This is a genomic window from Paenibacillus sp. PK3_47 (assembly GCF_023520895.1).
In the GTDB taxonomy this organism is placed as follows: domain Bacteria; phylum Bacillota; class Bacilli; order Paenibacillales; family Paenibacillaceae; genus Paenibacillus_AQ.
The window spans coordinates 4,687,259-4,700,754 of record NZ_CP026029.1 but is presented as its reverse complement, the minus strand read 5'-3'; the positions used below and the strand labels follow the sequence as shown (position 1 = coordinate 4,700,754).

Annotated in this window: 10 protein-coding genes; all 10 read right to left on the bottom strand. The window is 52.3% G+C overall.

Annotation, left to right across the window (positions count from 1 at the left end):
- Positions 1 to 231: 231 nt before the first annotated feature.
- On the bottom strand, positions 232 to 630 hold the full coding sequence (locus C2I18_RS20495) for an Imm10 family immunity protein (RefSeq protein WP_249897581.1): 399 nt from the start codon (positions 628 to 630) through the stop codon (positions 232 to 234).
- Between the two features lie 832 nt (positions 631 to 1,462).
- Positions 1,463 to 5,488 (bottom strand): endo-1,4-beta-xylanase, encoded by a 4,026-nt coding sequence (locus tag C2I18_RS20490; RefSeq protein ID WP_249897580.1) that lies wholly within the window; start codon positions 5,486 to 5,488, stop codon positions 1,463 to 1,465.
- Between the two features lie 647 nt (positions 5,489 to 6,135).
- On the bottom strand, positions 6,136 to 6,630 hold the full coding sequence (locus C2I18_RS20485; RefSeq protein ID WP_249897579.1) for an NUDIX hydrolase: 495 nt from the start codon (positions 6,628 to 6,630) through the stop codon (positions 6,136 to 6,138).
- A 245-nt stretch (positions 6,631 to 6,875) separates the two neighbouring features.
- Complete coding sequence (locus C2I18_RS20480) at positions 6,876 to 7,133, bottom strand: GlsB/YeaQ/YmgE family stress response membrane protein (RefSeq protein ID WP_249897578.1); 258 nt, start codon at positions 7,131 to 7,133, stop codon at positions 6,876 to 6,878.
- A gap of 151 nt (positions 7,134 to 7,284) precedes the next feature.
- Positions 7,285 to 8,670 carry an MATE family efflux transporter gene (locus tag C2I18_RS20475; RefSeq protein ID WP_481857824.1) on the bottom strand — a complete coding sequence of 462 codons (1,386 nt, stop codon included), beginning with the start codon at positions 8,668 to 8,670 and terminating at the stop codon, positions 7,285 to 7,287.
- A 220-nt stretch (positions 8,671 to 8,890) separates the two neighbouring features.
- On the bottom strand, positions 8,891 to 10,048 hold the full coding sequence (locus tag C2I18_RS20470; protein ID WP_249897576.1) for an amidohydrolase family protein: 1,158 nt from the start codon (positions 10,046 to 10,048) through the stop codon (positions 8,891 to 8,893).
- Positions 10,048 to 11,112, bottom strand: coding sequence for a pyridoxal-phosphate-dependent aminotransferase family protein (locus C2I18_RS20465; RefSeq protein WP_249897575.1), 1,065 nt, complete (start codon positions 11,110 to 11,112; stop codon positions 10,048 to 10,050). The genes C2I18_RS20470 and C2I18_RS20465 overlap by 1 nt, the downstream gene beginning before the upstream one ends.
- Positions 11,096 to 11,881: an ABC transporter ATP-binding protein gene (locus C2I18_RS20460; RefSeq protein ID WP_249897574.1), complete on the bottom strand. Its 786-nt coding sequence runs from the start codon at positions 11,879 to 11,881 to the stop codon at positions 11,096 to 11,098. Before C2I18_RS20460 ends, C2I18_RS20465 begins: the two co-directional genes overlap by 17 nt.
- The gene (locus C2I18_RS20455; RefSeq protein WP_249897573.1) at positions 11,878 to 12,636 is read right to left on the bottom strand and encodes an ABC transporter ATP-binding protein; all 759 of its coding nucleotides are present in this window, start codon (positions 12,634 to 12,636) and stop codon (positions 11,878 to 11,880) included. Before C2I18_RS20455 ends, C2I18_RS20460 begins: the two co-directional genes overlap by 4 nt.
- Entirely contained in the window at positions 12,636 to 13,433 is a 798-nt protein-coding gene (locus C2I18_RS20450) for an ABC transporter permease (protein ID WP_249897572.1), read from the bottom strand. The genes C2I18_RS20455 and C2I18_RS20450 overlap by 1 nt, the downstream gene beginning before the upstream one ends.
- Between the last annotated feature and the right edge of the window lie 63 nt (positions 13,434 to 13,496).

Genomic DNA, 13,496 nt, shown 5'->3' with positions numbered 1-13,496 from the left:
GCTGTTAACGGGCGCCCCCGGCGGGATTTCCCCGCACTCCGAAATCAGCTTTCCGCCGGTCTGTCTTCCGGGTTCTCGCAGCCATTACGAATCAATCGTAAAGGAACCCGTTCTCTGAGGGAGCCATGCTCCGGCGTACTTCATTTCATCAATGTTTTGTCCGATTTGCTTTTTAACATTTCAAGTATAGCCAGTGGGAGAATTTATGTCAATCCGGGGCGTAAAAACACCTTACAAATCTAATGACAATACCTCCTCATCATCGGCAAACATCTGCAGCAGGTACTTATGGAACACTGGAAGATCCGCATCCTCCTGATCATACTTAATAACAATTTTACGGGTACAATTCAATTGGCCTGCCGCCTCTTCAGTCAGAGTGATCTCTGTAACACTGGCTGAAAAATATAATTTTAAAATTCCGCCATACATAGACTGCGCCTCATTATTATAACTGATATGTATCTTATCAAAACCTGACTCTGCGTCTTCTTCGCCCGGATCCAGCGTTTTTTGCAGCAAAATATACTCTTGCGGATCAAACTCATCATCAGCAAAACCGATCAATAGGACATCCGTTTCTTCATCGGCTCCTGCGTACAGAAAACCTGCGTTCAGCACTGTGTTCATAGGTACCTCCATTTGACCTTTTTTATCGCTTTGGATCCTTGGGGTGACTTTAGAGAACATTTGGACTTCTGGCCGATGTTGTCGTAAAATTTTCTTGATTTATACCGCTTCTCGCAGGAGAAATCCGGTGCCTGCCTATGCTTCCGAAGCGAACTTTCCTGCGTAAAGCTTTCAGGCGGACGCTAACGCTCCTGCAGTACCAATAGGTTAACAGTTAAAAGGATGGGCGGCCAGGTAATCTAGTGCATACCCTCGCAGCAGCATATTGTACTCGGTTTTTCATGTACATTTGGCCCACTGACCCCCGCAGCAGCACATTATACTCGATTTTTCATGTACATTTAGCCCACTGGCCCTCGCAGCAGCACATTATACTCGATTTTTCATGTACATTTGGCCAACTGCCCCCCGCAGCAGCATATTGTACTCGGTTTTTCATGTACATTTGGCCCACTGCCCCCCGCAGCAGCATATTGTACTCGGTTTTTCATGTACATTTGGTCCACTGACCCCCGCAGCATCATATTGTACTCGGTTTTTCATGTACATTTGGCCCACTGATTCTCGCAGCAGCATATTATACTCGGTTTTTCATGTACATTTGGTCCACTGACCCCCGCAGCAGCACAATGTACTCAGTTTTTCGTGTACATTTAGCCAACTGACCCCCGCAGCAGCATATTGTACTCGGTTTTTCGTGTACATTGCGCTTGCTTACGTTAACTCTATTCCCATCTGCAAAAATCAACAGCCAGCCGCCGAAACCGGCGCTGGCTGTTGGCCTAAACTAAAATACGCTTCACTTCCTAGCAAGAAGCAATTGCCCTCTGTCCTACTGCAATCCCCAAATCCGGTACACAATCACCGCCGCTTCGGCACGTGTAAGTGTATCGTCCGGGGCCAGCCTGCCGTTCTTGCCGGCAACGATCCCGGACTCTACCAGCAGGGACACGCTGTCCGCTGCGTATTCCGCTACTTCGGCTGCGTCTGAAAATGCAGCCAGACTTCCGCTGCCGTCCGGATGTTTGCCTGCCGCCGCCAGCGCACGCGCCGCAATGACCATCATCTCCTGCCGGGAGATCGGGCTGTCCGGACGGACGGTATGATCCCCATAGCCGTTGATGATGCCGAGCTGCTGCGCAGCAGCCAGCTCATTCCGGTAATACGCGTCCTGCGGAACATCGGTAAAGCCGGAAGCAGCCGGACCGCTTCCCTTCAGCTCCAGTGCTCTTACAAGCAGCGTAATGAAATCCGCTCTCTTAACCGGTGCTGTTGGAGAGAAGCTGTTCTCTGAGATTCCCTTGACGATGTCGCGTGCTGCCAACGCGGCAACTGCGTCCTGCGCCCAGGTCAGCTCTCCCAAATCTGCAAAGTTCACCGGCTTATATGCTACTGCATAAGTCCCCGGCTCTGCAGTCTGGAATACAATCGCACCGCTTACCGCGTCATACCGGCTGTTCGGGATCACTGTAAGGCTGCCTTTGCTGTCCACCTGCCCAGCCACAAGTGCTCCTGTATTGCCAAGCTGTGACGCTGCCGGCGTGTATGGAACAGCTATTTTCACGCTTGCATCCCGGTTGTTCCAGGCTATGACCTGCCCTCCGGCAAGCACGCTAAAGCCGATGACCGGACTCCGCCCGGTTTTGGCCGGGGACGCGGCGTCCGGAGAACCGTCTGCAAGCTGATCCAGACGGATAGACACCGTTTCTGTACTTACACCGGCACCAAGAAGGAGATTGCTTGGCACCTCAAGGGTGGCCGCCCCTGTTTTGACCAGCAGCAGGAAATTCTCCTGCCCTTTCAGGCTTTGCGAAGGCAGCTGCACTTCATACGAAGTTACGCTGTCTTGTTGCGGCACTTCGATGGCGATCGTTTTGCGTCCGCCGGCTGCCGGAGCGGCCTGTTCCAATGCCTTTTTAAGATCGGCGGCCGTAACTGCCGCTTTCGCCTCACCGTTCGCAGTGTTCACTGCCGGTCGGATTGTCACCTGACCCTCCTTGCTCTGCACGGTTCCGCTCACCGGAGCCGGTGTACTGCTGCCGCTATTCGTACCTCCGGGAACCGCCGCCGGTCCTGGTGTTGCCGTCGGCGCCGGAGTTGGCGCCGGCGATTCCGTCGGATTTTCCGGTGTTGTCGGCGTTTCCGGTGTTGTCGGTGTTTCCGGATTCCCCGGTTTGCCCTTCAGGGTAAGCACCCCATATACCGAGGTATCCTGATAGCCGTTCCCTGTGGTGTCATTCCAAGCTGCAACGCTCTGACGCGCACCGTCCTTGGCATCATTAATCTGCACATCGAAGCCCAGCTTCTGCTCATTGGCCGGGGTCATGCTGTTCAGCGGAATCTTGACTTCAACGGTGTAGTTGGTTCCGGACACACGGGTTGCTGATTCGAAGCCTGCTGCAATCCGCTCAGGATTAAAGGATGCTTCGTTGTCAAAATTGACTCTGAATTGTCCGTCATCCTCCTGGTAGAAGGAAGTTTTCCCGTTGTTCTGATCCAGGAAAAATTCAACGGAATCCTGCTCCCACACATTGGCACTCGTCTTATCCAGCTGCGCATCGCTGACCTGGATCAGTACGTACAGATTCTGTTCATCCCAAAGCGCTCTGGCGGTTCCGGTAGCGCCCTGCCAGGCCAGCTGGTAGCGGTTAACGGCCAGCTCCGGCGCCTGGCTCCAGAGGCCATCCGCCGTACCGTCCACTACCGGTGTACTGTAGACCGCCGTGGATACATTCGCATCCGCCGAATCCGGCGTATGTTCGGCGATATATTTTACAGGATCGATTACGCCGTAGTAAGCCGGTTTGGCCTGCAGGTTCTTATCGAACAGCAGCGGATTGCTGGATGCTCTCCAGCTTGTATTGTCATCCAGGCCCCAGAAGGTGACCCGTTCAATATCTGCAGCGTGCTTATGGAAAAGATCCATCAGCTGGGCATACAGATAGCCCTGGGCAGCCGCCAGCTTGTCGGACAGCTGATTGTTGCTGCCAGCCTGAATATCCAGCTCGGTGATGCTCACTTCCACCCCCAGGGAGATGAATTTTTCCAGGGACAGCCGCACATTCTCGGGATTCGTGTTAATGCTGTAATGCCCCTGCATCCCGATACCGTCGATGAGGAGCTTACCGGGATGGGTCAGCGCGTATTTGTCGTTAATAGCCTTAACCATATTGTAAATGGCTTGGGCTTTATTCTGGTTGTCTTCATTATAATCATTGTAATACAGCTTGATATCCCATTCCGGATGCTGATCCAGCACCTCTCTTGCCGCCAGAAAAGCCTGCTCCACATAGTCCGCTCCGATAGCGGTTTTCCATGGGGATTGACGCAGCGAGGTTTCCCAGTCTGCCGGATTGCCGGGGTTGTCGCTCATCGCTTCATTGACCACATCCCAGCTGATTACCTTGTCCCCAAAATGCTCCATGACCGTTTGGATATGCGTCTTCAAATTGACAAGCGCCTCGTCCCGGCTCAAAGGAACGCTGTTGCCTTCTGCATCCTTTCCTGTATTCATCCACAACGGCGACTGCTGATGCCACACCAGCACATGGCCGTGCATCTGCATCCCTTCGGCCAGCACTTTATCAATCATGTTATCCGCCGCAGTAAAAGTGAAATTGCCCTTCGTATTCTGCAGCGCATCGGGCTTCATGGCATTGCCTGCCGTAGCCGTATTGTGGTGCATAGTCAGCAGCTCCAGGCGTGCCCCCTCCAGATCCTCCGCTGTAATCGCGTTGCCGATCAGAAAATCATTCTGATAAGCTGTTTTAACGGGAAGGAGATCCTTTTGAATCGCTATAGGGCCAGTGCCTGTTTTTTCAAAATTGATATCATCAATATAAAAAGAAGCTGCGGCGTTATTGGAGCTTTCGACATAAATCGTTAAGTATTCGCCGCCGACGCTGTTGTACCGGTAGCTTCCCTCGAACTTCACCCAGCCGTCGGCAGTGCTGATGGTCTTCGGGGAAAGGGCTACATAGTTGGCACTGCTATCATTGCCCACCTGTGTGGACAGCTGAAGCTGTGAGCTTGCGGGATCAATCAGCTTGACCCAGGCCGAAATTGTATATTCGCTGCCCTGATCCACGTACTTTTCTATCCGTAAGGAAGGACCGTGCCATGTGGAGGATCTGCCCTCTACTTTTAAAGCATAAGAACCGCCTTCTGTATGATTTTCTTCATCAGTAACTGTAAGTGTCTCGTTTCCGCTTCTGCCTTCAAAACCGCCTGCAGTCCCGTTTTCAAAGGTAATGGCCGTGAACGGCAGCGCCGGTGCTCTTGGGGGCTCTTCTCCTCCGCCTGACGGTGCTTTTCCGGTAATCCGGATGTCTCCGATGTAAAAGGGAACCGCCTTGCCGGCCTCATTGGAGTTGATGCGCAGAGCCTGATCTTTGCTGGTATCTACGGTGAATTCTTTGGTCAGTGTGACGGCAGTCCCGGCTGTATACGAGGCTTCCGCATAGTTTCCGTAGCTGTTCACAGTCTGGAGCGCTGCTTTTGCACCGTCCGGCACAATGACGTCGTCATCTACATAGACCACCGCAGTCACGGTGTACGTGCTGCCGTTTTCAAGCCCGATCTCACTGAACTTAAAATCAGCCGCATCCCAGTTATTGCTTCTGCTGCTTACGTATAATGCCGCTCCGTCCGCGTTGCCCTCAAAAGTTTTGCCGGTTACCGCCGTCAGGGTGGCACTTCCCGATTGGGCCGCTTTTCCGGCACCTCCCGCAAAGCTCTCATGATACACAGTGTCTGCATTCTCCTGTGCAGCTGAAGCAGCCGGGGCAAGCCAGCCTAACGGAACAAGCAGCGCTGCTGCCAAAATAACCGATATAACCTGTCTGATCCTTATCTTCATGTATTGCACCCCTCCGAATATGAAATAGTCCCTGCGGTTTAAGCGCTTTCAAAAATAGCAAAGCTCCCTCCTTTCTCAACCAAAATCGTAGCATAATCAAAAAAAGGCGTCTTACCTCAAATTAAAGATTATATCGTGCTTTTTATATATCCTTTCAGGCAGAGGGGAAATAAGAGAGGGAGGGCCTCCTTATTCCTCGAGAAAGTCTCGGCAGCCTTCTTTATGTAACTTTGTTTCACACAGCACCGCATTAACGATTGCCGGCTCCAACCCATCCCCTCACGCGCACCTGTACCTATTAATGACTTGGAAAGGCTAAGGCTAACGGACATCAGGTCCGTTATTTTGCGCTGGAGGTGTGTTTTGGGATTTTAACGGACCCTGGTTCCGTTATTTCATCCGAAAGGGCTTCATTTACCCATCATTTAGCAGAATAGAGGAACCACAGTCCGTTAGCGGTGGAAACGGAGCGATTTTCGGCAAATAACGGACGCAGTGTCCGTTAGCGTGCGAAAGAGGATGAGATAGTTAACAGCTGCAGCGTCCGCAGATATGGAAACGCAGCAAAGAAACCCAAGACCATTAAAGAGTTGGGTTTCTCAACACTCTGATTGTCTACGACTGTCGCTTTCGGGTTGCAATAACGGTTACTTCTGATTAAATATTTCTTCTATGTACGTAAAATCAACAAATTCGCCGGAACTTATCATTGTTCTGATTTGAGTTGGAGTTGCCCATTTTGCTCCGCAGACTTCATCAGGCTGATAAACAACTTTGTTTATGTCTATATCCTCTTTGAACAACCACACATCAACGAAATCCGGGAATTTATAATGTTGTCTTTTGAACCTGAAAAGGCAATATCCGTTTGCTGGTGTTAAATCAATTCCTGTCTCCTCTTTCACTTCCCTTAATGCTGCCTGTATACTATTATCTCCAGTGATAGCTGACCCACCTGTTGTCTCCCACATATTGGGGAATGTCTTGTTAGGCGTGCGTTTAGTAATAAGAAACTCTCCATCGCTATTTTGAATCCACACGTGTACTACAAGATGATATTCATCTTGTTTCATCGGCTTTCCCCGTTCGACTGTTCTACCCGTTTTATTCCCATACCCATCCAGTACATCCCAAAGTTCCATAATGACCTCCAAACAGTTTATAGTTGTATGATATATTCTTTGGCTGCAAAAAAATACTACTACATATTAGAATTATCTTGCTGTAAGATAACCGGTATTGCTCCCGCATAATTTTTTTTACATTTAGCTGATAATCGATCGGGTGTATCTTTGCACGTCCAGATAATGCTTAAAAACAACACCGCAGAGCCCCTCCGCACAAGAGGGGCTCTTTATAGACTATGCAGCTAAAGCCAGCGGAAGGATTAACGCCGCCGGAAAGCACCGCCGCGGGCCAGGGCAAAGAAAATCAGCAAAGCAACGATAGACCCGATAATGGCCGGAATGATATGGAAGCCGCCGACTACAGGCCCTCTTGGCCCCAGCAGCTCAGTGCCCAGCCAGGAACCGATGAACCCGGCAATCACATTTCCCAGCACGCCTCCCGGAACATCACGGCCAATCAGACTGCCGCTCAGCCAGCCGATAAGTCCCCCGACAATGATTACCCAGAGCAGATACATTGAATGCTCCCCCCTTCCAGTGGTTTATTCAAAATATGTGGGAAACCGGCAATAGGTGAACAGGAACAACAAAACAGCGCTCCCCCAAAAATTGGAGAAACGCTGCTTAATAGGTGTTATTCATTTGCACACTCCGGTGCTTTACACAGCCTTAAATCAGCTTATGCGCAAACCACTTTTTGCCCCGGAAACGCCACAGGAACACAGCCCCGCGTACAGCCCACTCGCTGTTCATCGCCAGCCAGACACCCAGTACACCAAAACCGAGGGTTATGCCGAGAATATAGCCGAATACGACCCGGAACAGCCACATCGTCAGCATGGAAGTGATTGAGGTGAAGCGTGAATCCCCTGCTGCCCGCAGCGCGGACGGCAGAATGAAGCTGACCGCCCACAGTGGAACCTGGGCAATGGCATTCACCAGCAGGACGATGAACAAATCGTCAATAATCTCCGGAGGCGGCGAAAAAATCGACACCAGCGGATGGAACAGCGGCATCAGGATCAGTGCGATTAATAATAAAGATCCCGACCCGATCCAGAGAAAGGACTTGATGAACTTTCTGGCATCCGCAACGCTGCCCCGCCCGATACATTGCCCGACCACGGTCACAATCGTCAGCGACAGCGCACTGGCCGGAATCTGAAACACCATGGCCAGTGAGCCGGCGATGGCATTGGTTGCAATGGCATAGGTTCCGAGACTGACAATGAAGATCTGGGTCAGCAGCTTGCCGCCGTTAAAGAACATCTGCTCTGCCGCGAACGGCACGCCGATGAACATGATTTTGCGCAGCATGGCCAGCGGAATATGGAACAGGTCGCGGAACCGCACGCGCAGTACAGTATCTATTTTGAACAAATACACCAGGGCACACGCCAGACCAACATACCGCGCGATATTGACTGCCAGCGTCATCCCCAGTACACCCATGTCCAGCAGGTTAATGAAGACTACATTCAGGAGAACGTACAGAAGGTTCATGATAAGGGACAGCATCAGCGACGCCCGCGTTCTGCCGACTCCCCGCAGCGCACCGCACACAGCCTGGACTACGGCAATCCCCAGATAAGAGATGCTGCTGCCGATCATATAAATCCGGGCATTATCGAGTACATCAGCCGAAGCTGACCCGAACAGAAGGTTCAATACAGGCGTGTGGAAGGCCATGAGCAGCAGACCGATCCCCACTGCTATCAGCGACACCGAGGTGACCGAGCCTGCCGTAGCCTGGGATACCATTTTGTCGTTCCCGCTGCCTTTGTACTGCGCCACTACAACCGTACCCCCGGTCGCAATCGCGACAAATACGTTAATCAGAAAAATATTCAGTGAATCCACCATATTCACCGCACTGACCGCTGCCATTCCGGATGAGCTGATCATCGCCGTATTTACCAGATTCAGCCCGATGATGAATGCCTGGTCAATGAGGATCGGAATAAACAGCGCTATAATCTGCCGATAGTCCATTCCCTCTCCGGAGAGGTGTTTCTCCAGCCATTTTTTGTGCGGAAGACGAGCCCCAAGCTGCATAACCATATCACATTCTTTTCTGTAGAATTAATGTTGAGTACACTATACATCAGTCCAGTTTACTACAAATATAGCTTGAAGTCTGTACTGAGGCGTTACAAAACCGGTAATTTTCCGGTAGTTACCATTTTTTGCGGTCACAAAAAATAGCCCGCAGGCCTCTGCCTACGGGCTATTACCACTTTTATAAAAGATGCATTCCGGTTAACTTAAGACGCAGCTAAATCTGATTCAATTCCGCCTCATCCGCCCCGGTAAAAACAGTAACGATGCTCTTCCGCAGTTCGTCCGCATTACGCGCCAGATAAGGATCAGCTCCCCAAATAACCGCATCGGCAATGTATCCTCCGGCAATCCGCCCCAGTTCATGTCCGCTTCCGAGGATCTCTGCAGCCCTGCTTGTGGCAGAGTCCCAGGCTTCAGCACGGGTCAGGCCGTAATCCATCAGAGTATCGAGCTCCTGCAGATTGTATCCGTGAAGAGCGGGTGTTGCATAATCCGTGCCGAACCCGAAGCGTACCCCCGCTCTTTTGGCATATTCAACTGCCTTGGAGTGAGCTTCGGCAGCACGGGCAGCACGGTCGCAAATGACCGCGTTGAGCGCCAAGACTCCTTTTGGATCTGCGGCAATACGGTAAATGGAGGTGGTCGGCACCAGCGCTGTTCCGGATTCGGCAAGTCTGCCTGCCTGGTCACCCGTCAGAAACATGCCATGTTCTATGGATTCCACACCTGCCTTGATGGACCAGTCTATGGTCACTCCGCCCCACGTATGAACCAGGACCTTTTTGTGATGAGCATGGGCGTGACGGACAATGAACGCAAATTCTTCCTCCGAAAAAACAGGGTCCAGCACTTTTTCAGCAGGCGCTCCAAGTCCTCCTGTGGCCATAATTTTGATCCATCCTGCCCCGGTAGCAAAAATCTCCGCCAGCCGCTTTTCCAAATGCTTAATGCCCAGTGCATCAGCTGCTCCCAGCATCTCACTGCTGGTCTGCACTCTCAGCGGCTGCCCGTATTGCTGAACAAGGTGCCGCACAGTGCTTGGCAGAATTCCGCCTGCGTCACGCGCTGTTGTTACACCGGTCCGGAGCGTCGCTTCAAAGGCCTGTGCCTGCATCACTTCCTGCTCCCCGGCACTCCGTTTCAACTGGTCCGCATGGTCGAAGTCCGTCCAGGCCAGATGCGTATGCAGATCAATGATCCCCGGGCTGATCCATAACTTACGGCTCTGATCCGCAGGCTGTTCATGATCCGGGTCCGCTTCGGCAACCGATGAAAACCGGCCGTTTTTGATGACTATATCAAAAGATTTCCCTTCTACTCCCGCGATATGAACAGCGTTCAGGACATGCGTCCCGGGATGTTGGATGATCATTATACTTTTCCCCCCCAGACGAGCCCGATGGCCTTGATTGCAGGACTGGCATCCTGGTTCAGTAACCGGGCCAGCGTCGTGACAGCCTCTTCCACGCTATGCCGGCTGGCGTTGACACCAAAATGGTTAATCCGCAGAAGCTGCCCGTATAACTCTCCGTCTCCGGGAGCTACGATTCCGGCAGGCTTCTTAATAAGCAGGCTCTGCTGTCCCGAAATTCTCACCGTTGTTGTCAGTGTGGAATAGTGCCTGCTGTCCTTCTGCCAAGGGTCAAGACCCAGCGCTTTGACGCCGGCCACGGCAGAGGCTGCAGCACGCTCATGCCGCCTGATTACCTGTTCCAGGCCCTCTTCCTCAATTTCTGCCAAAGCCGTGATCAGCGCTCTCGCCTCCAGAACCGGAATATTGGGCGGAACCCGTACCGGAGCTGCCCCGTCCGCCCGCGGCTTTAAATCCAGCAGGGACAGAATGGAATTGCGCGGTGCAAGTTTATTCTGTTCAAGGAATTCCCAGCCGCGCGGGGAGATGCTTACGGCACTGACGCCGTTAGGTCCGGCCAGCGCTTTTTGCGCACCGATTGCGGCAAAATCCACTTCCCATTCATCAACCGGCAGCGCTTCCCCCCCGACTGCTGAAACAGAGTCCATTACCGTAATGAGATGATGCTCCCGCGCAATCTGCAGTATTTCTCCGGCCGGATTGGAGCCGCCGGTAACCACTTCAGCCTGTACAAAGGAAAGGGCATCCGGCTTATACCGCTCAATGGCCGCTGCGACTTCTTCCACAGGCACTACTTGATCAAAAGGGACTTTGACTTCAACCACCGCCGCCCCGCCGCGTTCAAGCCATTGGCCAAATAAACTTCCGTACGGGCCGGTCACAATATTTAAAAAGGTACGGCCCGGCGCAGAGATCCCGGCAGCCATCGCCTCAATACCCAGGATCGCCTCCCCCGGTATGATGACCGGAGGATACTTGGTGGATAACAGCCTTGAGAGCTGGCGTGTTAAAGTATCAAACTCGGAAGGGGCCAGCGGTATAAATCCTTTATGTTCTCGGTTCATTGAAACCTCCTGATGTGCCGGATTTCGGCATTTTTGGTACTGCAGTCAGCAGCTCACGGCTGTAGGCCGTTTCAGGCCGGGCAAAGAACCGGTCCCTGGGACTCACTTCAACAAGCTGTCCCTGCCGCATGACTGCAACCGTATCGCTGACGGCATGGATAACTCCCAGATCATGGGAGATGAACAGCATAGTAAGATTAAGCTCGGCTTTGAGTGAGCTGAACAGTTCAAGCACACTCCGCTGTACGGAAACATCGAGCGCACTCGTCGGTTCATCCGCAATCAGCACATCCGGTTCTACACTTAATGCGCGGGCGATCGCGATCCGCTGGCGCTGGCCGCCGGAGAATTCATGGGGGTATTTGTTCAGGGCCTCTTCTTCCAGATGCACCCGTGCCAGAAGCTCTTTGCTTCTCTGCCTGACCTCCGGACGTTTCACAATGTGATGAAACAACAGCGCTTCGGAAAGAATCTGCCCGATGGTATGCTTGGGGTTCAGCGAGGAGTCCGGATTTTGGAAGATCATCTGGATGCTTTTCCGCTGCTCACGGCTCCTCTTCTTCCTGAGTTCCTGCGTGCCGAGCAGGATTTGCCCTTCATCAGGTACAATCAGTCCGGCAATGACACGCGCCAATGTAGATTTTCCTGATCCTGACTCTCCGACAAGGCCGAGCGTTGTATGTTTTGGCACTTTCAGATCGATTCCGTCCAGCGCGGTAAAACCGCCATAATGGACTTGTACATTTTTGACCTGCAGGGCTAATTTCATGAAAGTTCGCTCCCTTCGAGTTCCGGCAAAGGAAGCACCGAATTGATCAGCATCCGGGTGTAAGGATTTTGCGGGTTGTGCAGCAGGGAAAGCGTATCGCCAGCCTCAACGATTTCCCCTTTTTTCATCACAGCCAGTCTGGAGCAAAGGGCTGCGGCAACCGCCAGATTATGCGTGACAAAAACCATGGCAAAACCCAGTTCCTGCTGCAGCCGGGTAATCGTTTCGATAATCTGCCGCTGTACGGTAACGTCCAGTGCCGTGGTCGGCTCATCACACAGCAGAATCCCCGGCTTGCATGCCAGTGCCATGGCGATTACAATTCTCTGGCACTGGCCGCCTGACAGCTGGCTGGGATACCTGTCCTCTTTTTTCAATGTGCCGGGAAGACCCAGCAGCTCCAGCAGTTCCAGCGCGGCCGTACGTGAAGCTTTTCTGCTTAATTTCTGTCTGTAATATACGACTTCAGCAACCTGTTTGACTACCGGGCAGAGCGGGTCCAGCGCACCTCTGGGATCTTGAAAGACCATCGCGCTGCTCACCTCACTCTTAATCATGCCTCCAGTTTGCTCAACACCGCTTGGAAGCAGGCCCAGAACGGCACGCAGCGTCAGGGATTTGCCGGAGCCCGATTCGCCGACCAGACCCAGGCTCTCTCCACGGTTAAGCGAGAAGCTGACATTGTTCACTAGCGTTTCCTTTGACCTCGCAGCCACCGACAACGCCTCTATTTCCAAAACCGGACTTGTTGACATTATTTTTTCCTCCAAAGATCTGCCAGACCGTCACCCACAAGAGACAGCGCTATTCCTGTATATACTACAGCGAATCCCGGAACTGCCGAAAGCCACCAGGCTGTCGTGATAAAGGATTGTCCATCCGCAATCATCGTCCCCCAGTCCGGGGTTGGCGGTGCAATGCCGATGCCGAGGTAACCGAGCGTAACAATGGCTACAAGCAGTCCGACCATATCCGTCATAAGGACAACAACCGCCTGGGGCAGCACATTCGGCAGAAGATGCCGGAGAATAATTCTGACTCCGGGCAGCCCTAAAGTACGCGCGGACGCCACCCATTCCTGTTCGCGGAAAGATGCGCTAAGCCCTCTGACTACACGGGCAAATACAATCCAGCCTACGAGGATAAACGTGATGTAGATCCCCCGCTCGCCTGCTCCGCTGGCAAAGGCAACGATAATTACGATCAGATAAAATGGAAAGGCAATAAACGTATCCGTGATCAGCGTGATGACGGTGTCGATCCATTTTCCGTAATAACCGGCCAGCATGCCCAGAAATACACCTGTACAAAAGGGGATAATTTCAGCCAGAACCATGATGCTCAGATCGGTCCGGGCCGCATAGATCAGTCTCGTGAACAAATCGCGCCCCAGCTGGTCTGTGCCCAGCCAGTGTTCGGCTGACGGAGGCTGCAGAAATGCACTCAGATTTTGCTCAGTGGGATCATAGGGACTAATAAAAGGGATAAATACAGCCAAAAGAATAAGCACTGCAAACATGAGGATTCCTGTCAAAAGGGAAGGCGTAGACATTATCCTGCGGAGTACACCTGCCCGCTTCCTTACTTCCGGCAACGCTGGAGTTATAGATGTATG

Excerpts from the sequence above, each read along its gene's own strand:
- C2I18_RS20495 (WP_249897581.1), bottom strand. The coding sequence starts at position 630 with ATGAACACAGTGCTGAACGCAGGTTTTCTGTACGCAGGAGCCGATGAA.
- C2I18_RS20490 (WP_249897580.1), bottom strand. The coding sequence starts at position 5,488 with ATGAAGATAAGGATCAGACAGGTTATATCGGTTATTTTGGCAGCAGCG.
- C2I18_RS20485 (WP_249897579.1), bottom strand. The coding sequence starts at position 6,630 with ATGGAACTTTGGGATGTACTGGATGGGTATGGGAATAAAACGGGTAGA.
- C2I18_RS20480 (WP_249897578.1), bottom strand. The coding sequence starts at position 7,133 with ATGTATCTGCTCTGGGTAATCATTGTCGGGGGACTTATCGGCTGGCTG.
- C2I18_RS20475 (WP_481857824.1), bottom strand. The coding sequence starts at position 8,670 with ATGCAGCTTGGGGCTCGTCTTCCGCACAAAAAATGGCTGGAGAAACAC.
- C2I18_RS20470 (WP_249897576.1), bottom strand. The coding sequence starts at position 10,048 with ATGATCATCCAACATCCCGGGACGCATGTCCTGAACGCTGTTCATATC.
- C2I18_RS20465 (WP_249897575.1), bottom strand. The coding sequence starts at position 11,112 with ATGAACCGAGAACATAAAGGATTTATACCGCTGGCCCCTTCCGAGTTT.
- C2I18_RS20460 (WP_249897574.1), bottom strand. The coding sequence starts at position 11,881 with ATGAAATTAGCCCTGCAGGTCAAAAATGTACAAGTCCATTATGGCGGT.
- C2I18_RS20455 (WP_249897573.1), bottom strand. The coding sequence starts at position 12,636 with ATGTCAACAAGTCCGGTTTTGGAAATAGAGGCGTTGTCGGTGGCTGCG.
- C2I18_RS20450 (WP_249897572.1), bottom strand. The coding sequence starts at position 13,433 with ATGTCTACGCCTTCCCTTTTGACAGGAATCCTCATGTTTGCAGTGCTT.